The sequence below is a fragment of the Staphylococcus sp. HMSC036D05 genome, assembly GCF_001836225.1.
Classification (GTDB): Bacteria; Bacillota; Bacilli; order Staphylococcales; family Staphylococcaceae; genus Staphylococcus; species Staphylococcus caprae.
In genome coordinates, this window is the sequence record NZ_KV827773.1 from 475783 (window position 1) to 498577 (window position 22795).

23 protein-coding genes and 1 pseudogene are annotated in these 22795 nt (G+C 33.7%); 15 read left to right on the plus strand and 9 right to left on the minus strand.

Annotated elements, in window-relative coordinates; translation table 11 throughout:
• Positions 1-38 precede the first annotated feature (38 nt).
• From moaD to HMPREF2580_RS02810, 4 genes and pseudogenes are all read left to right on the plus strand, one after another.
• Positions 39-272, plus strand: coding sequence for a molybdopterin converting factor subunit 1 (moaD, locus tag HMPREF2580_RS02795; protein WP_070830336.1), 234 nt, complete (start codon positions 39-41; stop codon positions 270-272).
• A gap of 5 nt (positions 273-277) precedes the next feature.
• Positions 278-882: pseudogene (gene mobA / locus HMPREF2580_RS02800) on the plus strand (molybdenum cofactor guanylyltransferase MobA).
• A 12-nt stretch (positions 883-894) separates the two neighbouring features.
• Positions 895-1917: a GTP 3',8-cyclase MoaA gene (gene moaA / locus HMPREF2580_RS02805; RefSeq protein WP_070830337.1), complete on the plus strand. Its 1023-nt coding sequence runs from the start codon at positions 895-897 to the stop codon at positions 1915-1917.
• A 383-nt stretch (positions 1918-2300) separates the two neighbouring features.
• Complete coding sequence (locus HMPREF2580_RS02810; protein ID WP_002432752.1) at positions 2301-2651, plus strand: SarA family transcriptional regulator; 351 nt, start codon at positions 2301-2303, stop codon at positions 2649-2651.
• Between the two features lie 143 nt (positions 2652-2794).
• Here HMPREF2580_RS02810 and HMPREF2580_RS02815 read toward each other — a convergent pair whose 3' ends face one another.
• Both HMPREF2580_RS02815 and HMPREF2580_RS02820 read right to left on the minus strand, forming a co-directional pair.
• Positions 2795-3994 carry an MFS transporter gene (locus HMPREF2580_RS02815; protein ID WP_070830338.1) on the minus strand — a complete coding sequence of 400 codons (1200 nt, stop codon included), beginning with the start codon at positions 3992-3994 and terminating at the stop codon, positions 2795-2797.
• The gene (locus tag HMPREF2580_RS02820; protein ID WP_002443780.1) at positions 3994-4425 is read right to left on the minus strand and encodes a MarR family winged helix-turn-helix transcriptional regulator; all 432 of its coding nucleotides are present in this window, start codon (positions 4423-4425) and stop codon (positions 3994-3996) included. Before HMPREF2580_RS02820 ends, HMPREF2580_RS02815 begins: the two co-directional genes overlap by 1 nt.
• 175 nt (positions 4426-4600) lie before the next feature.
• Here HMPREF2580_RS02820 and HMPREF2580_RS02825 point away from each other — a divergent pair, with 175 nt between their 5' ends.
• A complete protein-coding gene (locus tag HMPREF2580_RS02825) occupies positions 4601-5362 on the plus strand; it encodes a VOC family protein (protein ID WP_070830339.1) in 762 nt (253 codons plus the stop codon).
• Here the strand turns inward: HMPREF2580_RS02825 and HMPREF2580_RS11955 are convergent.
• Positions 5359-5610 carry a hypothetical protein gene (locus HMPREF2580_RS11955; RefSeq protein WP_080981450.1) on the minus strand — a complete coding sequence of 84 codons (252 nt, stop codon included), beginning with the start codon at positions 5608-5610 and terminating at the stop codon, positions 5359-5361. The genes HMPREF2580_RS02825 and HMPREF2580_RS11955 overlap by 4 nt on opposite strands.
• A gap of 154 nt (positions 5611-5764) precedes the next feature.
• Here HMPREF2580_RS11955 and HMPREF2580_RS02830 point away from each other — a divergent pair, with 154 nt between their 5' ends.
• Positions 5765-7015: a lipid II:glycine glycyltransferase FemX gene (locus tag HMPREF2580_RS02830; RefSeq protein WP_070830340.1), complete on the plus strand. Its 1251-nt coding sequence runs from the start codon at positions 5765-5767 to the stop codon at positions 7013-7015.
• A 94-nt stretch (positions 7016-7109) separates the two neighbouring features.
• Positions 7110-10277 carry an efflux RND transporter permease subunit gene (locus HMPREF2580_RS02835; RefSeq protein WP_070830341.1) on the plus strand — a complete coding sequence of 1056 codons (3168 nt, stop codon included), beginning with the start codon at positions 7110-7112 and terminating at the stop codon, positions 10275-10277.
• A gap of 64 nt (positions 10278-10341) precedes the next feature.
• On the opposite strand, the gene mspA is transcribed toward HMPREF2580_RS02835, so the two are convergent.
• The gene (gene mspA, locus HMPREF2580_RS02840) at positions 10342-10659 is read right to left on the minus strand and encodes a membrane stabilizing protein MspA (protein ID WP_037541591.1); all 318 of its coding nucleotides are present in this window, start codon (positions 10657-10659) and stop codon (positions 10342-10344) included.
• 250 nt (positions 10660-10909) lie between these two features.
• Positions 10910-11074 (minus strand): SE1832 family protein, encoded by a 165-nt coding sequence (locus HMPREF2580_RS12305; protein ID WP_002443773.1) that lies wholly within the window; start codon positions 11072-11074, stop codon positions 10910-10912.
• 150 nt (positions 11075-11224) lie between these two features.
• On the opposite strand from HMPREF2580_RS12305, the gene HMPREF2580_RS02845 reads away from it, so the two are divergent.
• Positions 11225-12133, plus strand: a complete 909-nt coding sequence (locus tag HMPREF2580_RS02845; protein ID WP_037541590.1) for an AEC family transporter — start codon at positions 11225-11227, stop codon at positions 12131-12133.
• A 315-nt stretch (positions 12134-12448) separates the two neighbouring features.
• On the opposite strand, the gene HMPREF2580_RS02850 is transcribed toward HMPREF2580_RS02845, so the two are convergent.
• The 3 genes from HMPREF2580_RS02850 to HMPREF2580_RS02860 form a co-directional block, all read right to left on the minus strand.
• Positions 12449-13240 carry a glucose 1-dehydrogenase gene (locus tag HMPREF2580_RS02850; protein WP_070830342.1) on the minus strand — a complete coding sequence of 264 codons (792 nt, stop codon included), beginning with the start codon at positions 13238-13240 and terminating at the stop codon, positions 12449-12451.
• A gap of 19 nt (positions 13241-13259) precedes the next feature.
• Entirely contained in the window at positions 13260-14123 is an 864-nt protein-coding gene (locus HMPREF2580_RS02855; RefSeq protein ID WP_002443767.1) for a GRP family sugar transporter, read from the minus strand.
• Positions 14124-14450: 327 nt separating this feature from the next.
• Positions 14451-15335 (minus strand): GNAT family N-acetyltransferase, encoded by an 885-nt coding sequence (locus HMPREF2580_RS02860; protein WP_070830343.1) that lies wholly within the window; start codon positions 15333-15335, stop codon positions 14451-14453.
• 250 nt (positions 15336-15585) lie between these two features.
• Between HMPREF2580_RS02860 and HMPREF2580_RS02865 the strand changes: the two genes are divergently transcribed.
• Both HMPREF2580_RS02865 and HMPREF2580_RS02870 read left to right on the plus strand, forming a co-directional pair.
• Positions 15586-17721 carry a DNA topoisomerase III gene (locus tag HMPREF2580_RS02865; protein ID WP_070830344.1) on the plus strand — a complete coding sequence of 712 codons (2136 nt, stop codon included), beginning with the start codon at positions 15586-15588 and terminating at the stop codon, positions 17719-17721.
• Between the two features lie 112 nt (positions 17722-17833).
• A complete protein-coding gene (locus tag HMPREF2580_RS02870; protein WP_002443759.1) occupies positions 17834-19168 on the plus strand; it encodes an NCS2 family permease in 1335 nt (444 codons plus the stop codon).
• 59 nt (positions 19169-19227) lie between these two features.
• Here HMPREF2580_RS02870 and HMPREF2580_RS02875 read toward each other — a convergent pair whose 3' ends face one another.
• On the minus strand, positions 19228-19632 hold the full coding sequence (locus HMPREF2580_RS02875) for a hypothetical protein (RefSeq protein ID WP_070830345.1): 405 nt from the start codon (positions 19630-19632) through the stop codon (positions 19228-19230).
• 354 nt (positions 19633-19986) lie between these two features.
• Between HMPREF2580_RS02875 and rpsJ the strand changes: the two genes are divergently transcribed.
• Genes rpsJ through rplB form a run of 5 tightly spaced genes read left to right on the plus strand, consistent with a single transcriptional unit; the run spans position 19987 to position 22778 of the window.
• Entirely contained in the window at positions 19987-20295 is a 309-nt protein-coding gene (gene rpsJ, locus HMPREF2580_RS02880) for a 30S ribosomal protein S10 (RefSeq protein ID WP_001118667.1), read from the plus strand.
• Between the two features lie 27 nt (positions 20296-20322).
• Positions 20323-20985 (plus strand): 50S ribosomal protein L3, encoded by a 663-nt coding sequence (gene rplC / locus HMPREF2580_RS02885; protein WP_002443755.1) that lies wholly within the window; start codon positions 20323-20325, stop codon positions 20983-20985.
• Positions 20986-21014: 29 nt separating this feature from the next.
• On the plus strand, positions 21015-21638 hold the full coding sequence (rplD, locus tag HMPREF2580_RS02890; RefSeq protein ID WP_002443752.1) for a 50S ribosomal protein L4: 624 nt from the start codon (positions 21015-21017) through the stop codon (positions 21636-21638).
• Positions 21638-21913 (plus strand): 50S ribosomal protein L23, encoded by a 276-nt coding sequence (rplW, locus tag HMPREF2580_RS02895; protein ID WP_002443749.1) that lies wholly within the window; start codon positions 21638-21640, stop codon positions 21911-21913. The genes rplD and rplW overlap by 1 nt, the downstream gene beginning before the upstream one ends.
• Positions 21914-21944: 31 nt before the next feature.
• Positions 21945-22778: a 50S ribosomal protein L2 gene (gene rplB, locus HMPREF2580_RS02900; protein WP_002443747.1), complete on the plus strand. Its 834-nt coding sequence runs from the start codon at positions 21945-21947 to the stop codon at positions 22776-22778.
• Positions 22779-22795: the final 17 nt, after the last annotated feature.

Below are 22795 nucleotides of genomic sequence, written 5' to 3' on the forward strand. Positions count from 1 at the left end.
AAAAGGCACACATCAAGAAGCGAAGAGAGGTGAATAATGTGAGAGTACTTTACTTCGCAGAATTGAAAGAGATTTTAAATCAATCATCAGAAGAAATAGATATAAAAAAAGAGATGACGGTTCAAGAGTTTGAAGCTCACCTTTTTAATCAACATCCAGAAATTGATGCTAAAAAATTTCAAATTGCAGTAAATGAGGAATTTGTAAGAAAAGACGATATCATACAACCACAAGATACTGTCGCACTTATTCCACCAGTTAGTGGAGGATAAATTTAATGAAAGCAATTATACTGGCAGGTGGTCATTCAGAACGCTTTGGTCAACCAAAAGCATTCGCCGAAATTGATGGCCAACCTTTTATCAGAAAATCATAGAAACCTTAACAACAACAAATATGTTTAATGAAATTATAATTAGTACAAATCAACAATTAGCATCACAATTTAAGTATGCACATGTAGTTGTTGATGATAAAGAAAATAAAGATAAGGGCCCTTTAGCAGGAATTTATTCAGTAATGAAGCAGTACTCAGATGAGGAACTGTTCTTCGTTGTTTCTGTAGACACACCCATGATTACGAGTAAGGCTGTCAGTGGGTTATATCAATTTATGATATCTCATTTAATTGAAGATCATTTAGACATTGCAGCTTTTAAAGATGGAGACATGAAGATACCCACGATTGCATTTTATGGACCGCACGCAAAAGAGGTTATAGAACAAGCACTACAATCTAGTGATTATAGTATGAAGAATGTTTATAAACAATTATCCACTGATTGGTTAGACGTTTCAGAAATCAATTCACCTCATTACTGGTATAACAATATTAACTATCAGCAAGATTTGGACTCTTTAAAACTAGAAATAAAAAAATAGGGAGGTCCAATTATGGTAGAGCAAATTAAAGATAAGTTAGGCCGACCCATTCGTGATTTAAGGTTATCTGTTACGGATAGATGTAACTTCAGATGTGATTATTGCATGCCTAAAGAAGTATTCGGTGATGACTTTGTCTTTTTACCTAAAGATGAATTACTTACGTTTGATGAAATGACTCGTATTTCTCGTATTTATGCTGAATTAGGTGTGAAAAAGATCAGAATTACTGGAGGAGAACCTTTATTACGTCGTAATTTATATCAATTGATTGAGCAATTGAATGAAATTGAAGGTATAGAAGATATTGGTTTAACAACAAATGGATTGCTCTTAAAGAAACATGGACAAAAGTTATATGACGCAGGCCTTCGTCGTATCAATGTGAGTTTAGATGCTATTGATGATCAAGTCTTTCAAGCAATTAATAATCGAAATATCAAAGCTTCAACCATTTTAGAACAAATTGACTATGCGGTATCAATAGGTTTTCACGTCAAAGTCAATGTTGTGATTCAGAAAGGCGTAAATGATGATCAGATTATTCCAATGATTGATTATTTTAAAGATAAAGATATTGAAATACGCTTTATAGAATTTATGGATGTTGGTAATGATAATGGATGGGATTTTAGTAAGGTAGTAACTAAAGACGAAATGTTAAATATGGTTGAACAACACTTTGATATAGAACCAGTAGAGCCAAAATATTATGGGGAAGTTGCTAAATATTATCGACACAAAGAAAACGGTGCAAAATTTGGATTAATCACAAGTGTCTCTCAATCATTTTGCTCTACATGTACACGCGCAAGACTATCATCAGACGGGAAATTTTATGGTTGCTTATTTGCAACCGTAGACGGCTTCAACGTTAAATCATTTATGCGATCAGGCGTTACAGACCAAGAATTAAAAGACCAATTCAAAGCACTATGGAACATCCGAGACGACCGCTACTCAGACGAACGAACAGAACAAACCGTAGCCAACCGCAAACACAAAAAAATCAACATGAACTATATTGGGGGGTAGGGGCCCCAGCAAAGAGATTCTCGAAAAGAGAATCGACAGACAATGCAAGCTGGGGTTAGGGTTCCCGACATAAAGATTCTCAGCAATGAGAATCCCCTTTAAAAACCTCAAAATATTGCTTTGTGTATTGTTTGAATTTTAAATGTATATATTTAAAAGCAATTCGTTAGATAACTTTGCTGTGGCAAAATCTATTTAGATATTTTATATGCCTTTCAATATATAACTGATTGTTTAAATTGTTTAAATTCTTAACAAGATTTAGACGCTATTTTAATATTTGTAATAGAATAAATGCAAACTTTGTTATATAATAAAGTTAAGCAATTGAATTTTATAATGCAAACATTACATCTAAGAATCAACATAGGAGGCATTTTATTATGAGTAACAAAGTACAACGTTTTATTGCATCTGAAAGAGAGTTGAGCCAATTAAAGCATTGGCTTAAGACAACTTATCGTATTTCGATTGAAGAGTTTGTGGTTTTATATAAAGTATATGCAGATACAAAGATTAGTGGGAAAGAATTACGCGATACTTTACATTTCGAAATGTTATGGGACACAAGTAAAATTGATGTGATTATTCGAAAAATCTATAAAAAAGAACTCATTTCAAAATTACGTTCAGAAACAGATGAAAGACAAGTATTCTATTTCTTTGACGCTAAACAAAAGAAATTATTAGATAAAATGACTGGTGAAATTGAAACCATTAGTATTGCGAACTAAGTAAAAATAAAGAACTAAATAAATGAAGTATTGATATAAAAAGCGCCTCTAAAATGAATTGATTCAAAAATTCATTTTAGAGGCGCTTATATATATTATGATAGAAATTTCTATTTTTACTTTTGCTTAATCAAGTTAAGTTATTAAATACTTTGATGTTTTACTTTTCGTCCGTGAACAAGTAAATAAATAATCAAAGTAACTACTCCTAGAATACCCATAATTCCAAACAATTGACTATAAGTAATCATATGTGTAAATAAACCTAAGAATGATGGTCCGAATCCTATGCCAATATCCAAGCCTATGAAATACGTAGATGTAGCTAATCCATATTTTGTAGATGGAGATACTTTGATTGCAATGGCTTGCATAGATGATGATAGATTACCGTATCCAATACCTAGGGCAATACCAGCAATTAATAACATCCAACCGTTGAAACTAAACATTAGCATTGCGAAACTAATGACTAAAAAGATAAAAGCTGGGTATACTACTACGTTTTCATTTTTATCATCCATTAAACGACCGGCAATCGGACGCGTAAATAGAGATGCTACCGCATAAAAGATAAAGAAGTAACTTGCCGCTGTGACTAAGTTTCTTTCTACGGCAAATGCTTGTAAATAAGTTAAAATTGCTGCATAAGTCACACCAATGAGCATCATAACAATCGCAACTGGTATCGCTTCTTTTGCAATAAAGTGACTCATAATCGAACCTTTTTGATTTACTGAATCATTTTTAGCTTTAACAGTTTGAAATTGAATTCTAATAAATAATGATAACAAACCACTGATTACACCAAGAACAACACAGATAATAAATAGTATCTTAATTGAAAATGAATTCATTAATAACATACCAAAGAATGGTCCAATGGCGGTACCTAATACTAAACTTAATGAAAATAAGCTAATACCTTCACTTTTTCGTGTAGGTGGTGTGACGTAGGCGGCTATGGTACCTGTAGCAGTTGTAGCGATTGCTGTGGCAATACCATTGAGTAATCTCACAATCATTAAGAACCAAACTGAACCTGGTATGAAATAAAGTAATTGTGTGATGATTAAACAAATTAATCCAAATATAAGTATCTTTTTCGGACCAAACTGATTCACATATTTACCAGTAATAAAACGGCCGATTAGAGATCCTACAATGAATAGTCCTACTACAAGACCTGCAAGTGAATCGGAAGCATGGAATTCAGTTTTACTGTATCCAGCGATGACAACGATTAATAAATACATACATAAGTATACGAAAAAATTAATCGCAAAATTAAGATTAAAACTTTTGGTGAAAATAGGATCCTTAGTAGGTATCGCTTCGTTCATTATTTATCCTCCTTAATTAATGTCTCGTGAATTTGAGACATAATCTCTATAATTTCTGAGAGCTTTGCTTCTGTTAAACCTACTTTTTTAATAATGTTTTCTTGAACAACCGTTACTTCTTCATTAATTGCATCGAACAATGCTTTACCTACAGGCGTTAAACTTAATAATTTTTCTCTTTTGTCATTACCTTGAGTAGCAACAATCCAATTATTTTCAAGTAGGACCTTAACAATTTTACGAGTTGTAGGTTTTTCAATTGAACGACGATGAGAAATTTTAACCAATGTAGTTGGTTGGAAATTAGCTATATCTCTCAGCACAAGCCACTGACCTGTATGGATATCATGCTTATCTAGAATAGGTTGTGTTAATTTTATATAAGGTCTATAAACTCCGATGAAACTATTAAAGAAATCATTGTTTAACATGGCCGACACCTCATTTTGTCATTATAGTTAGCTTAGCTAACCTTTTTGGCACAAAAAGTATTATATGACTGAAATATGAATTTTGCAATACTTTTTTATTCTTTTTGATATTAAAAGTAAAATGGTCGGCTTTTTGTTAAAATAAGCATTAATAAGAGGTAGAGGGGGAAGATAGATGGAGCTCAAATTTGATCATATCATCCATTACATCGATCAACTCGAGCGATTTCAATTTCCTGGGAAATTATTGAAATTACATAGCGGTGGTAAGCATCATAAATTTGGAACTTTTAACCAATTGTCTTATATTAATGGGAATTATATTGAAATGTTAGACGTTGAGGATAAAGAAAAATTGAAGAAGTTAGCAAAGTCTGAAGAGGGACGCGTATCATTTGCCACTAAGATTGCACAAGATAACTTTATTCAAGGTTTTAAAACTATCAGTTTGCGAACGAATGATATTGAGCAAGTAAAACAAACTTTAACTGATAGAGGTATTGATACGATAGGGCCTTTAAGAATGGAAAGAGATAATAAAAAAGGCGATAAAGTAGGTTGGCAATTATTGTATATTGCTAATCCTGACTATAGGGTTAAACCGCCGTTTTTCATACAATGGGACGAAAGCGAAGCGTCTAGAGAAGCACATCTGAAAGATTTTTATCAAAAGCAGTTTTCAATTGAAGCAGTAGTAATTAGTAGTAGTCAACGACACAAAACTGTTGAGGATTGGAAGCAATGGTATGATATGCAAATCTTACATGAATATGATACTTATACAGATCTAATCTTGAAAGATGATGATATCCTTTTCAGAATTGAAGATGGAAAAGAATCAGGCTACCGCACACTAATTATTAAAGATGCTAATGCGACAGCGCCATATTCAATATTTATTAGAGGTGCCAAATACAGATTTGAACCTATTAATTAGTATAAATATTGGTAGGTACTTTGTGCGATAATGCCGATATGGATGAGCGCAATAAAAATAGAAATGATACTTAAAATCGTGTCAAAACGAGATGTTCTTATAAGTGAGAAGAAAAGAGACAGAACGAAAGTTAATGCAACACATATCACTCTAAGACTAAAATAAGATACGGTAAGCGGATGGCTTAATGTCACTATTATTGCAATTATGTTTAATAATATAAATACAGATAGTATAATCTTTCTCATTAAGAAAACCTCTTTCTATCCCATAATAATAAATATTATATCAAGAATTAACAGGATGTAAGAACTAAAAAGGTTTATAGCATACTTAATCGACAGCGATTAAGATAGGATGTATAATTAAAATTACTGTAAAATAAAGGAGATATTATAAACCATGGAAAAGATGAATATCACTAATCAAGAACATGACGCATTTGTAAAATCTCATCCAAATGGCGATTTACTGCAATTATCTAAATGGGCAGATACTAAGAAATTGACTGGATGGTATTCTAGAAGAATTGCGGTTGGTGAAAATGGTGAAATCAAAGGTGTAGGGCAATTATTATTTAAAAAAATACCAAAACTTCCTTATACGTTATGTTACGTATCAAGAGGGTTTGTCACAGATTATAGTGATAAAGAGGCCCTAGAAGCATTATTAAAATATACAAAAGTAATTGCAAAAGAAGAAAAAGCCTATGCAATCAAAATTGATCCAGATGTAGAAGTCGATAAAGGGACTGATGCATTAAAAAATCTACGTGATTTAGGATTTAAACATAAAGGCTTCAAAGAAGGTTTATCTAAGGATTATATCCAACCACGAATGACAATGATTACGCCAATTGATAAATCTGATGATGAACTTATTCAAAGTTTTGAACGTCGTAATCGTTCTAAGGTACGTTTAGCTCTTAAACGAGGCACTAAAGTAGAACGCGTAGGACGAGAAGGACTTCAAACTTTTGCGAACTTAATGAAGATTACAGGAGAACGTGATGGCTTCTTAACGCGCGATATTAGTTACTTTGAAAATATTTATGATGCACTTCATGAAGATGGAGATGCCGAACTTTTCTTAGTTAAGTTAGAGCCAAAGCCTGTTTTAGAAAAAATTAACAAAGACTTGGAAGAGCTTAATAACGAAAAAGAAAAGCTACAAGCTAAAAAACAAGACAAAAAAACACTAAATAAAATCAACGATACAGATAATAAAATTAAAAAGACGGATGAACTTAAAAATGATATGCTCGAACTTGAAAAAGTACATCCAGATGGTATTTACTTATCCGGTGCATTGTTAATGTTCGCTGGTAATAAATCTTATTATTTATATGGTGCATCTTCGAATGATTATCGTGATTTCTTACCTAACCATCATATGCAATTTACTATGATGCAATATGCGCGAGAACATGGTGCAACAACGTATGATTTCGGTGGTACGGATAACGATCCAGACAAAGATTCAGAACATTATGGATTGTGGTCATTCAAACGTGTATGGGGCACATATTTAAGTGAAAAAATAGGTGAGTTTGATTATGTACTTAATCAACCATTGTATCAACTTATTGAGCAAGTAAAACCACGACTAACTAAAGCTAAAATTAAATTATCACGTAAACTAAAAGGTAAATAATTAACATAATGAGAATCTGAACGCGTCTATGATATTACTAGAACGTTCAGATTTTTTACTATAAATGAATTTATAAGTGGAAGGGAATAATAGGATGATAAAAAAATTATTACAATTCTCACTAGGTAATAAATTTGCTATATTTCTCATGGTTGTATTAGTCGTTCTAGGGGGCGTGTATTCGAGCGCGAAATTAAAACTTGAATTGTTACCAGATGTAGAAAATCCAATGATTTCAGTTCAAACAACGATGCCAGGTGCGACACCTCAATCTACACAAGATGAAATTAGTAGTAAAATTGATAGCCAAGTGCGTTCCTTAGCATATGTAAAAAGTGTCAAAACAGAGTCAATTCAAAATGCGTCTATCGTAACTGTTGAATATGACAATGGCACAGACATGGATAAAGCAGAAGAGCAACTTAAAAAAGAAATCGATAAAATTAAATTCAAAGATGGTGTAGGAGATCCAGAATTAACACGTAATTCGATGGATGCCTTTCCTATGGTCGCCTATTCATTCACCAGCAACCAACACGATTTAAAAGATGTGACCAAAGATTTAAATCAACAACTCATTCCAAAACTTCAAACGATTGACGGTGTACAAAATGCACAATTAAATGGGCAAACCAATCGTGAAGTGACATTAAAATTTAAACAAAAAGCATTAGATGAAAAAGGTTTAACAGCAGATGATGTTGAAAACTACATAAAAACTGCAACACGTGAGACACCGCTAGGATTATTCCAATTCGACAAAACAGATAAATCTATAGTTGTAGATGGCGAATTCAATTCGGTTGACGCTTTGAAAAATCTTAAAATACCAATGTCTGCTGCAGGCCAAGGTAGTCAAAGTAATGATAATTCTAGTAGTGATAGTGAAAATGAGAACAGTAGCTTAATGCCGAAAGATAATACAAATACTTCAAATTCTAATTCGAAGGCATCTAGTAGCGATGGTAAAATGCCATCTGTTCCTCTAAAAGATGTTGCACAAGTCTCTGTAGGAGATGAACGTACCTCCATTTCTAAAACGAATGGTAAAGATGCAGTGAACTTACAAATTATAAAAGCTCAAAATGCGAATACGGTTCAAGTCGCAAGAGATGTTCAGAAAAAAGTGGACGAATTTGTTAAGAATAATCATGGCATGACTTCAACTAAGACAATGGATACGGCTAAACCTATTCAAGACTCTCTTTATACAATGGTTGAAAAAGCAGCATTAGGAACAATTGTGGCTATTATCGTTATCCTATTATTCTTAAGAAATATTCGAACAACTGCGATTTCCGTAGTATCTATCCCATTGTCTATTTTAATTGCGCTCGTAACTTTAAAATTGAGTAATGTATCATTAAATATTTTGACGTTGGGTGCCTTAACAGTAGCCATCGGTCGTGTGATTGATGACTCTATTGTAGTAGTGGAAAATATCTACCGAAGATTATCCCATCCAAATGAAAAGTTGAAAGGCGAAAATTTAATAATCAATGCTACGACTGAAGTGTTTAAACCCATTATGTCGTCTACGTTAGTAACTATTGTCGTGTTCTTACCACTTGTATTTGTATCAGGATCAGTGGGTGAAATGTTTAGACCATTTGCTTTGGCTATTACGTTTAGTCTTCTCGCATCGTTACTTGTATCTATTACAGTTGTGCCTTCTTTAGGTGCGACCCTTTTCAGAAAAGGTGTGAAAACAAAGCGTCAATATGAAGGTTTAGGCGCCATCAGTCAAGGATATCGTCAAATACTTAAATGGTCGTTAAATCACAAATGGATAGTCATTATCGTAAGTATCGTGATTCTCATAGGCAGCATCGGGTTAGGGGCAACAAGTTTAGGAACAAGTTACATTTCATCTGGCGATGACAAGTTCTTAGCGCTTACTTATACACCTAAACCTGGGGAAACTGAAAAAGCAGTACTCAATCATGCTGAAGAAGTTGAAAAATATTTGGATAGTAAAGATAAGGTTCAAACTGTGCAATATTCTGTTGGAGGCCCGACACCACAAGATCCAACTGGAAGTACAAATAGTATGGCTATCATGGTTAAATATAAATCGGATACACCTAATTTCGATGAAGAACCGGATAAAGTTTTAAAACATATTGATCAATTCAAACAACCAGGAGAATGGAAAAACCAAGATCTAGGTACAGGAGCAGGAAATGATTCTGTTGAAGTAACTGTGAAAGGTCCTTCTACCGATGATATCAAAGGCACTGTAGAAAAAGTTGAGAAAACGATGAAAGATATTGATGGTATTGCGAATGTTAAATCCGATTTAACACAAACTTATGATCAATATGAAATTAAAGTTGACCAAAATAAAGCAGCAGATAACGGCATCTCTGCGAGTCAATTAGCTATGAATCTAAATGAAAACTTACCTGAAAAGACGATTACAACAGTGAAAGAAAAAGGTAAGAAAATCGATGTTAAAGTGAAGCAAAATAAACAAACTGATTGGTCAGCGAAGAAATTGAATAACATAGAATTGAAGAAACCGACAGGCGGAACGATTAAATTAAGTGAAATTGCTACATTGCAAAAGACTACAACGCCAAGTAAGTTAACTCAAGAAGATGGAGACTATGCTACGACTGTCTCAGGCAAAGTCACTGATAAAGACGTAGGCGGAAAATCCCGAGAGGTTATGTCTAAATTAAACGATATTGATAAACCACATAACGTTAAATTGAATGTGGGTGGTGCGACAGATGATATCAATACAGCTATTTCTCAACTTATTATAGCGATGATCGCAGCAATTATTATCGTTTACTTAATACTTGTGATTACATTTAAGGGTGGACTTGCGCCATTTACGATACTCTTTTCACTACCATTCACAGTGATAGGGGTTGTGCTAGCACTCGTGATTACCGGAGAGACAATTTCCGTACCAAGTCTTATAGGTATGTTAATGTTGATAGGTATTGTTGTTACCAATGCGGTTGTATTAATAGATCGTGTCATTAATAATGAAAAGCAAGGTATGGCAATGAAAGAAGCATTAATTGAAGCGGGTGGTACACGTATTAGACCGATATTAATGACTGCCATTGCGACAATTGGTGCCTTAATACCACTATTATTTGGTCAAGATAGTTCAATTCTTATTTCAAAAGGGATGGCCGCTACTGTGATAGGTGGTCTTGTGTCATCAACTATTCTGACACTCATCGTCGTGCCAGTCATTTACGAAATACTATTCACGCTTAAAAACAAACTTTTTAGAAAATAGACTCACAAAACGAAAAAATCGACTTAGGCCGCTCACCATGGTAGCCTAAGTCGATTTTCCATTATTAATATAAGAATAGCGCCAATATCACATAAATCACTATCAAAATAATTGATATAATATTTAAAATGTTAACGCCTTTTTCGTCGTCTTTCAGTTTTTTAAAGCCAGTGACTTCAATATTACCTACAAGCAATAATAAGACGATAAATACCCACCAGTTTTCTTTAGGGAATTGCAAAGTAGTGATAGCAACTACAAATAATAATAAAACACCCATGATAATTCTTAAAATTCTAGTAAAAATTGAACGCATTTTAAAAATACTAATATAAGCGACAATTAAATATAAAATGGGCAATAAGATAAGATACAGTAGCATCTGAGACATCCTTTCCTTTACGAATATTATATTAGCACGATAAAAAGTAGCTGACTAGGATGTCTAGTCAACGGTATATGTAAATCCTGAACTAATTATAAAAATAGCCATTGAATGTTCAAATTAGAATGTGATGATGTGTTTGTATGATCGAGCTTGTCCGATGCAACCTGTGATAACAACTTGCTTTATTAATGCCATGCACATTACTTTGTCGACGCGCGCAATCTTTTTATTAAATTCAACTCAATTAGCTATTCATTTTAGCGCGGACATCTGCTATTTCTTTTTCAATTTCTTCTAATTGATTAAGTAGTGGGTCAATATTTTGATTGAGCGATTCACGTTTATCTAAATCATTCTGTAAACGTACGTAATCATACTTAAGTTCTGTTAATTTAGATTCTAAATCCATAGAAACAAATCTCCTTTTATAATTGAAATTGATTATTAACTATATTTAAATAAGATTATATCATGAAACAAGACACTTCTAAAAATTGAAAGAGATATGTTAAAGTTATCAACTGTAAAAAGTGAAATTTTTGGGAAAGAGGGAATACATGTGACTGAACAATTTGTCATGATTATATTACTCATTGCACTTGGTTATTTCCTAAAGCGTATCAATTATTTAAAAGCTACAGATAGCCAAGTTCTTTCAACACTCGTATTAAATGTCACATTACCTTCTCTCGTTATCGTTAACTTAAACAGTGCCGATTTAAATATGTCATTCTCTATATTACCAATCATGATGATTGTGTATGGTGTGATTGCTAAAATCATTGTTGTATGGTTTTTCAGAAAGTATGACAATCACATGCGTGGCTCAGTGGGTATGATGACAGGGTCAATGAACATCGGACTTTTCGCATATCCATTAGTTAATGCAATTTGGCCTGAAAAGGGTATGGTATATTTCGGTATGGCGGATATCGGTGGCGCAGTCATTATGTTCGGAGTAACTTACTTTGTAGGGAGTTATTTTAGTGAAGGTGCAGACCAATTCAATTTTAAATTCTTAGGGAAAAAATTGATTCAATCTGTACCACTCGTGACATATATTGTGATGTTTATACTGAATATGTCTAATATTCATATTTGGAAACCGGCGATAGATTTCTTTAGTATTCTTTCTAAAGCCAATATGCCTTTATCTATGATTTTACTAGGTGTCATGTTAAGTTTTAGCATTGATAGAGAATACTTGCCTGTGACAATTAAATATTTATGTCTACATTACGGCTTAGCGATTGTAGCTGGGACACTCGTTCATTTCTTTTTACCGGTTTCAGATCAAATGATTAAAACAACATTGCTAATTACATGGTTGTTACCTGTAGGCGTAGCTATCATTCCTTATTCTATTCAATTTAAATATAAGACATTGCCCTTTATAGGTATGGTCACCAACTTAACGATTGTGATCAGTATTGTCATACTCTATATTTATCAAGCACTTTTTGTATAATTGTATTTGCTCCTTTTGAAAATTAAAATTAAGTGCGGATACCTTTAACGTGGGATGAATCACTTGAGAAGGGAACTAAATTCTCATTCATTAAAAATAAACGAAATATTGTATATAAAAATAGAGGTTGGGAATTGTGTTCTGGGAAACCGATTAACGGTGTCCCAGAAAGTAGGATTTTCGGCAGTAACACTCACAATTCGACAAAATTTGAGAAACAATTTTGCTCATCGTTCGGTTCTGCTCAAATCCTAAACACTTTTATCCCGACCTCTATTAATTTTGGATAATTATGTCCAAGGATGTCACTTCAAATTACCCTTTACCACCCATAAATGCAGGATAATTTGTCATACCACCATCAACATATAAAGTTGTGCCATGGATATAGCTGGCTAAGTCAGATGCTAAGAATAAAGCAACATTGGCTACATCTTGAGCTTCTCCAATTTCACGTGCTGGAATCATTTCTAAAGTTTCTTCACGTGTTTTAGGATCAGAGAATTTCTCTTTCGTATGTTCAGTGACAATGGCACCTGGAGAAATATTGTTAATTCGAATACCATATTGCGCATATTCCATAGACATCGTTTCCATCATTAACTTCATTCCGCCTTTGCTTGCAGCATAGTTGACGTAATTTGGCCATGGAATTGTATCATGAACACTCGAAGTATTAATGATCACGCCTTTTTTATCTTCTTTAAGGAATTGATTAATGGCTTCTCGTGAACCGATAAATGCGCCAGTTAAGTTAATATCGATCACTTTTTGCCATTCATCTAATGACATTTCGTGCGTTGGGATTGGCTTTTCAAAACCAGCATTATTAATCATAATATCAATGGTGCCGAACGTTTCCACTGCAGATTGAACAAGATGCTTCACATCTTCTTCTACAGATACATCGCCTTGAACTGCGATAGCTTGTCCGCCAGCGCTTTGAATCGTATTTTTAAGTTCTTCTAATTCATCTAAATGACGATCAGAACGATAATTTAATACAACTTTTGCTTTCGCTTTACCAAAGTTTTCAGCAAATGATTTACCTATACCACTGCCTGATCCGGTAATAACGACTACTTTGTTTTCTAATTCTTGAAACATTTTGACTCCCCCTAGACTACTATTTTAAGTTACCTAGAATAATTGATGCGATAATAATAACAACAATACCTGACCATATACCAATCATTTGGCGGCGATCTTTTTTCTCTCCTAAAATAAAAATCCCACCTAATGTAGATACGATAACAAGTAATTGTGATAATGAGAAACTTGTTGCTACACCCACTTTAGGTTGTGAGTAGAACATAAATAAGTTACCAATACCCCATACGACGCCAGGTATGAGATTGAGCGCAGTAGATTTAACAGAGGTTTGATGATTCATTGATAGAATAAATCCTCCGATTGCCATACCAATTGATTGGAAGAATAGGGCATCTGTACCACTTACTCCGAAAATATCGCCAAGTACGACATAACCTACATAGCCAACTGTGGATATAAGTAAAATCCCCATTGCTTTTTTAAATTCTGGATTGTTAGATGTACCTTCATTCTTAGCTTTAAGTGAGGTTAAAGCAATACCGACTACAAGTAATACCATTGCAATTAAGCCCATGACAACTTGAACCATTGTGCTCCATTCTCCTAAGAAAATAGCACTAAACAAGGTTGTGCCAACAAGTTGCATACCTGTAGAGATTGGCATAGTTTTTGATACACCGATTAAATTGACTGATTTCAATTGATTGCCTTGACCAAATGCCCAAAGCGCACCAGAAATCAGACCTACAATAATGACAGTAAAATTATCAAAAGCAGCATTACCAGTTAATAGTAAACCGATACCGACAATTAATGTTCCTAATGTCGTGCCTCGGATTTGATTGTAGGGGCCACCACCTACAAATACATTTATAATTACAACACTACCCCAAAAAAGGGCCGGTAATAGTGCGATAAGAAAGTCTAAAATTTGCACTTATTACTCACTCTCCTAAAACATGATTAAGTGTCCCCTTAACACTTGAAATCATTTTAAAGCATAAAAATTAATAAGTAAAAAACAAAAACTTGAAGTTGCAATAATTGTAATTACTAATCATTGTATTTAAGTGAAACAATTTGAATGTTAAAACATTAGGAAAGGTTAGTGTTTGTGTTTTCGAAATAAGAAGACAAATGGTATAGAAATTAAAAAGACTGTAAATCACACGTTAGTTTTAGAACTATAGGTTAAAGCTCTAAAAACAATATTGATTCACAGTCAAGGTTTATTGTTATATTTATTTAAAAATATGATATTCAGTTATTGAGTGAAATCTTGGTGCAGATGTTGAGGTTCGAATTTATATTTTTTATATTCGTAATTAATTTGAAATCCTAGTTCATTAAAGCGTTCCACAAGTTTGCTGTTTTTATTACGGATTTTGAAATAAACCTTATGAATAGAATAATGTTCAAAAGCAAATTTCAACGCATATTCTAATAAATCAAAGGCAATCCCTTTAAGTCGATAATCAATATGAGAACTAAAATATTTAATTTCAGCACTATGTCGTTCAGCATCTGCTCGTAAATATAAATAACCTTTAAGTAACCCTTCGCTAACAAATAAGAACAATCGGTGATGTTCATCTAGTGATTCTATAATCTCCTCCGGTGTCATCGCATCATGTTTGAAAGTCATTAAATGTAACTTACTGAATGCACGATAAAAACCTCTTTGATATTCAATGATATTCTGACTATTAAAAGTCTCTCCTAGATCTTGGTGAGCTTCTAAATAATAATCTGTAAAATTATAGCTTGCATGTATTTGCTTCATGAAAGGTTTGTATTCTTGCACACCTTCTTCAAATGAAAAATTAAAAATAGTCTCTTCGGGTTGATGTTCAGTTAACTTGTCGAAAAGTAATTGGAAATGGTCGTCATCGAGTTGGAAATCTTGTGCTATAAAAGGTCCTATCACTTTATATCGATGATGATCATATGAGAAAGCGAGCATTAAAGCTAAAATTGTTCCATCTTCTGTTAACGCAACAACTCCAGAATTGCTAATTGCTTCATTTAATAAAGTATCAAAGTCTTCATATTGTTGTGGAAGTTTATATAAATAAGATGTTGATAGGTATAGAGATGATTCAATAAATGCTTTTATTTCTTGTGGCTCACTCAATTGAATGATATCCATTAATCTACCTCCGTCTCTCACGTCTTTAATTTAAATGTATTTTGCCGATAAGTTCTTCCTTAATTATATTATATTTCTAGAGAAATAAAAGTTTATCGATATACTCACATGTTACAATATGACTAATACTAATCAATCGATCAGATAGTTTATTTATGAAAAGTGTTAAATAGAATGAACATAAGAATTAAATCATTACTTATTTAATATAAACTATTGATGTAATTCATTTTCAGAAAGGGAAGTTATGATGAAATCCTTAATATTAGCTGAAAAGCCATCGGTAGCGCGAGACATAGCCGATGCACTTCATATTAAAAATAAAAAGAATGGCTATATCGAGAACGAAAAATATATAGTGACTTGGGCTCTAGGACACTTGGTCACAAATGCGACACCAGAACAATATGATGCGTCATATAAAGAGTGGAAACTTGAAGATTTACCGATGATTCCTAAATATATGAAAACGATAGTTATTGGTAAAACAAGTAAACAATTTAAAATTGTTAAGTCATTAATATTAGATAAAAAAGTAAAAGATATTATTATTGCGACGGATGCAGGACGCGAAGGTGAACTTGTAGCGAGACTTATTCTAGATAAAGTTGGAAATAAAAAGCCTATTCAGCGCTTATGGATTAGTTCTGTAACGAAAAAGGCAATACAAGAAGGATTTAAACATTTAAAAGATGGTCGAGCATATAATAACCTGTATCATGCGACATTAGCTCGTAGTGAAGCGGATTGGATAGTAGGGATTAATGCGACACGTGCATTAACGACGAAATACGATGCACAATTATCTTTAGGTCGTGTACAAACACCAACTATTCAACTCGTTCAGTCCAGACAAGATGACATTAATCATTTTCAACCTGAAAAATATTATACGCTCTCAATTAAAGTAGATGGATATGAGTTCACGTTTAATACGCAAAAGCATTTTAAAAATAAAAAAGACCTAGAAACGATTGAACAACAAGTGAAGAATCAAGAGGGGAAAGTAATAGATGTAAAATCCAAGCACAAGAAGTTGTATCCTCAACAGCTATACAATTTAACAGATTTACAACAAGATGCGTATCGTCGTTTCAAAATGGGACCTAAAGAAACATTGAACACATTACAACATTTATATGAACGACATAAGATTGTAACGTATCCACGTACAGATTCTAATTATTTAACACATGATATGGTAAGTACAATTAAAGAACGTTTACAAGCATTGCTAGCAACAAATTATAAATCTCATGTGCGTGAACTTATTGGTCAATCATTTTCACCTAAAATGTCTATATTTAATGATAGTAAGGTATCAGACCACCATGCGATTATACCAACTGAAGTGAGACCATCTTTCGAACAATTGAGCCAAAGAGAATTTAAAATCTATATGCTTATTGTTGAAAGATTTCTAGAATCTTTAATGAAACCATACGAGTATGAAGGCGTAACGGTTAACTTTGAAGTGGGCGATTTGATGTTCAGTTTAAAAGAGAATATTCCTAAACAATTAGGTTTCAAAGCCTTAAAAGAAGATACATTACAGCCATCAAAATCACATCAATTTGTGATTGGACAACAGTTTAAAGTTCAAAAAGTTGATATACATGAGCATGAAACGAAACCGCCTGAATACTTTAATGAAGGTTCATTATTGAAAGCAATGGAAAATCCTCAAAACTATATTCAGTTGGATAATAAAAAATATGCTCAAACTCTCAAACAAACAGGTGGAATTGGTACTGTCGCAACACGCGCTGACATCATCGATAAACTGTTTAATATGAATGCACTTGAAGTACGTGACGGTAAAATTAAAGTAACATCCAAAGGGAAACAGATATTAGAATTAGCACCAAGTGAATTAACTTCACCATTGCTAACGGCCCAATGGGAAGAAAAACTTACACAAATTGAAAAGGGCCGATATAATTCAAAGAAATTTATGGATGAAATGAAGCATTTTACTAAAGATATAGTGCAGAAAATTAAAAGCAGTGAACAAAAATATAAACATGATAACTTAACTACAACCGAGTGTCCTACATGCGGTAAATTTATGATTAAAGTAAAAACTAAAAATGGACAAATGTTAGTTTGTCAGGATCCTTCACGCAAAACGAAGAAAAATGTTCAGCGTAAGACTAATGCACGCTGTCCAAATTGTAAGAAAAAAATGACGTTATTTGGTAGAGGGAAAGAAGCAGTATATCGATGTGTATGTGGGCATTCTGAAACTCAAGCTCAAATGGATAAACGTATGAAAGAAAAATCTAGCGGTAAAGTTTCCCGTAAAGAGATGAAAAAATATATGGGAAATCAGGAAGAAATAGATAATAATCCTTTCAAAGACGCTTTAAAAAATTTGAAATTGTAGATAAATAGCGAACAAAATCATGATATTAAAATTAAAAGTTCGCGTTTAGTATTGTTTTTTACGAATATAGGTATTAAAATATTAAAGTATTTCAAATAAAGGAGCATTTACCGTGAAAAAATACTTTCAGTTCGATAAGTATGGAACAAATTACAAAAATGAAATTTTAGGCGGCATTACAACATTCTTGTCAATGGCTTATATTCTTGCTGTAAACCCTCAAGTTTTAAGCTTAGCAGGAGTTAAAGGTATTTCGAGCGATATGAAGATGGACCAAGGTGCGATATTTGTAGCAACTGCATTAGCAGCATTTGTTGGTTCGTTATTTATGGGACTCATCGCTAAGTATCCAATAGCTTTGGCGCCGGGGATGGGTTTAAATGCCTTCTTCGCATTTACAGTCGTACTCACAATGGGTATTCCGTGGAAAGTTGGTTTAACTGGCGTTCTCTTCTCAGGAATATTCTTTGCCATCCTCACTGTAACCGGATTAAGGGAAATCATCATTAATGCCATACCTTATCAAATGAAAATGGCTGTTTCAGCAGGTATCGGATTATTCATTACCTTTGTTGGACTTCAAAGTTCTGGAATCATCATTAAAAATGATTCTACATTAGTTACACTAGGACATTTAACTAAAGCACCAGTGCTTCTAGCGATTTTTGGTATTATAGTAACTGTGATTTTATACACTAAAAAAGTTCCAGGTTCTATTTTTATAGGTATGATTATTACAGCTATCGCTGGTATGTTAACTGGTCAAATTCATGCACCATCTGGAGTTATTGGAGATATACCAAGTATTAAACCTACTTTTGGTGCTGCATTTGAATCATTTAAAGATCCAGGACAATTATTTACGGTACAATTTTTAATTGTCATTCTTACGTTCTTATTTATTGATTTCTTTGATACTGCTGGAACTTTAGTAGCAGTAGCAACTCAAGCAGGTATGATGAAAGATAATAAGTTGCCAAGAGCGGGTAGAGCTTTATTCTCTGATTCATTAGCAACGATTGTCGGAGCTATCTTTGGTACAACAACTACAACGTCATACATAGAATCTACTTCTGGTGTGGCAGTGGGGGCACGAACAGGATTTGCAAGTATTGTAACTGGTATTTGTTTCTTACTCGCTTTATTCTTTAGTCCACTCATTGAGGTTGTGACAAGTGCCGTAACGACACCAGCACTTGTAGTAGTAGGTGTACTCATGGCATCTAATTTTGCTGAAATTAATTGGAAACGTTTTGAGGTTGCAGTTCCAGCGTTTATTACTATTATTATGATGCCATTATCTTATTCGATAGCTACCGGTATTGCATGTGGGTTTATATTCTATCCACTTACAATGCTCATTTCAAAAAGACACAAAGAAGTACATCCAATTATGTACGTATTAATGGCTTTATTTATTCTTTACTTTGTATTTGTTCATAAATAATAAAGAAAATGGTCGGTTCCTTCTGTAGGTTCCGACCATTTTATACTATAGAAATAGAATTATTTATTATCATATTCGTCTTTGTGCTGATTTTTATATTGTGTATATATCACTTTAGCATCTTTATTTGGTAGATAGGTTGGAGCAGATAATACGATAAAGACAAAGAAAATCATTAAGAAGAATAAAATCCAATGAATAATCATGCCCACAAAAGGTATAAATGCTATAAATGAACCTACAAGACCAACGATTGGTATAATAACCATAGGTTTTATGGCGTTTTGACTATCTACAAGTAAAATGATTGTAATGATGAAATAAAGTAAGGCATTAAATAATAAAGGTTGCCAGCCAAAACTCATGATGACACTGCCACCTAAAAATGGAATGCCATAGAAAAATTCACAAATGATAAGAAATACACTCAAAATCGCTAAAGTTATTTTAACTCCATTTTTCATTAAATCACTCCTATTCTCTTCCTATTATATAAAACCTACCATTATAAATATATTAATATGTTTTCAAATTCGACAGAGAGATAAATTAAAAGTAAAAAATTTCAATAAAACGGTTGAACAACCACTCTATTTCAAGTACAATAATCAAGTATGTGTTAGACAGATATATAGAAAGTTACTGGAAAACCTTGATTTATCAGTGTTTTTCATGTAATATATCTAATGTTGGACTTTAAGAAAAGCGATGAAGCGAAAGGTTACTGACACACCCGGCCGCTTTGCCATGGCGTTGTGTGAGATAGTTTTCGTGGAGAAGTCTATCACTTAAATGTAGACGAATAAGGAGGGAAAATTATGGCAAAACAAAAAATCAGAATCAGATTAAAAGCTTATGATCATCGTGTTATCGATCAATCAGCAGAGAAAATTGTTGAAACTGCAAAACGTTCTGGTGCAGACGTGTCTGGACCAATTCCGTTACCAACTGAAAAATCAGTTTATACAATTATTCGTGCCGTGCATAAGTATAAAGATTCTCGTGAACAATTCGAACAACGTACTCATAAACGTTTAATCGATATTGTTAACCCAACACCTAAAACAGTTGATGCTCTAATGGGCTTAAACTTACCATCAGGTGTAGACATCGAAATTAAATTATAATAGAAAAATTTAGGAGGTGGACTTTCGATGACCAAAGGAATCTTAGGAAGAAAAATCGGGATGACACAAGTTTTCGGTGAAAACGGTGAATTAATCCCAGTAACAGTAGTAGAAGCTAGCCAAAACGTTGTATTACAAAAGAAAACTGAAGAAGTTGATGGATACAACGCAATTCAAGTAGGATTTGAAGACAAACAAGCATACAAAAAAGGTTCTAAATCTAATAAATATGCAAATAAACCAGCTGAAGGTCACGCTAAAAAAGCTGACACAGCACCTAAGCGCTTCATTCGTGAATTCCGCAACGTTAACGTTGATGAATACGAAGTAGGTCAAGAAGTCTCAGTAGATACTTTTGAAACTGGCGACATCATTGATGTTACAGGCGTTTCAAAAGGTAAAGGTTTCCAAGGTGCAATTAAACGTCACGGACAAGCTCGCGGACCAATGGCACACGGTTCTCATTTCCACAGAGCACCAGGTTCTGTAGGTATGGCTTCAGATGCTTCAAGAGTATTTAAAGGTCAAAAAATGCCAGGCCGTATGGGTGGAAACACTGTTACAGTTCAAAACTTAGAAGTCGTACAAGTCGACACTGAAAATAGCGTTATTTTAGTTAAAGGTAATGTACCTGGACCTAAAAAAGGTTTAGTAGAAATTACTACTTCAATCAAAAAAGGTAACAAATAATTTAAAAAGCGAAAGGAGGAAATTGCATAATGGCTAATTATGATGTTTTAAAAGTAGACGGATCTAAATCAGGTTCAGTTGAATTAAGCGATGCAGTATTCGCTATCGAACCAAATAATAGCGTTCTTTTCGAAGCTATTAATTTACAACGTGCGTCATTACGCCAAGGTACACATTCTGTTAAGAATCGTTCAGCTGTACGTGGTGGTGGACGTAAACCATGGAGACAAAAAGGAACAGGTCGTGCACGTCAAGGTACTATCCGTGCTCCACAATGGCGTGGTGGTGGTATCGTATTCGGACCAACTCCAAGAAGCTATTCATATAAAATGCCTAAGAAAATGCGTCGTTTAGCATTACGTTCTGCATTATCTTTCAAAGTTCAAGAAAAAGGATTCACTGTTGTTGATACTTTTGGTTTTGACGCTCCAAAAACAAAAGAATTCAAAAATGTGTTAACTACACTTGAACAACCTAAAAAAGTATTAGTTGTTACTGAAGGCGAAGATGTAAATGTTGAATTATCAGCACGTAACATCCCTGGCGTACAAGTTACAACTGCTCAAGGATTAAACGTTTTAGATATTACTAGCGCTGACAGTGTAGTAATCACTGAAGCTGCTGCTAAAAAAGTTGAGGAGGTGCTCGGATAATGGATGCAAGAGATATTCTTAAGCGCCCCGTAATCACTGAGAAATCTTCAGAAGCTATGGCAGAAGATAAATACACTTTCGATGTTGATACTCGTGTGAATAAAACACAAGTTAAAATCGCTGTTGAAGAAATCTTCGATGTAAAAGTTGATAGTGTAAATATCATGAATTATAAACCTAAGAAAAAACGTATGGGCCGTTACCAAGGCTATACAAACAAAAGAAGAAAAGCGATTGTTAAATTAAAAGAAGGTTCAATCGACTTATTTAACTAAAAATAAATTACCAATAAGGAGGTAAGCGACAATGGCTCTTAAAAAATATAAGCCAATAACAAATGGTCGTCGTAATATGACTACTTTGGATTTCGCAGAAATCACAAAGACAACACCTGAAAAGTCATTATTACAACCGCTACCGAAAAGAGCGGGACGTAACAACCAAGGTAAATTGACTGTTCGCCATCATGGTGGAGGACATAAACGTCAATACCGTGTTATCGATTTTAAACGTAACAAAGACGGAATCACTGCTAAAGTTGATTCAATTCAATATGACCCTAACCGTTCAGCAAATATTGCATTATTAGTATACGCTGATGGTGAAAAACGCTATATCATCGCACCTAAAGGATTACAAGTTGGACAAACTGTTGAAAGTGGTGCTGAAGCAGATATCAAAGTAGGTAATGCTTTACCATTACAAAACATTCCAGTAGGTACTGTAATCCACAATATTGAGTTGAAACCAGGAAAAGGCGGACAACTTGCTCGTTCAGCTGGTGCAAGCTCACAAGTTTTAGGTAAAGAAGGTAAATATGTGTTAATCAGATTAAGATCTGGTGAAGTACGTATGATCTTATCTACTTGCCGTGCTACTATCGGTCAAGTTGGTAACTTACAACATGAACTTGTAAATGTTGGTAAAGCAGGACGTTCTAGATGGAAAGGCGTTCGTCCAACAGTACGTGGTTCTGTAATGAACCCTAACGATCACCCACACGGTGGTGGTGAAGGTCGTGCTCCAATCGGTAGACCATCTCCAATGTCACCATGGGGTAAACCAACTCTTGGTAAGAAAACACGTCGTGGTAAAAAATCATCAGATAAACTTATCGTTCGTGGACGTAAGAGAAAATAATAATAACAACTTATTTG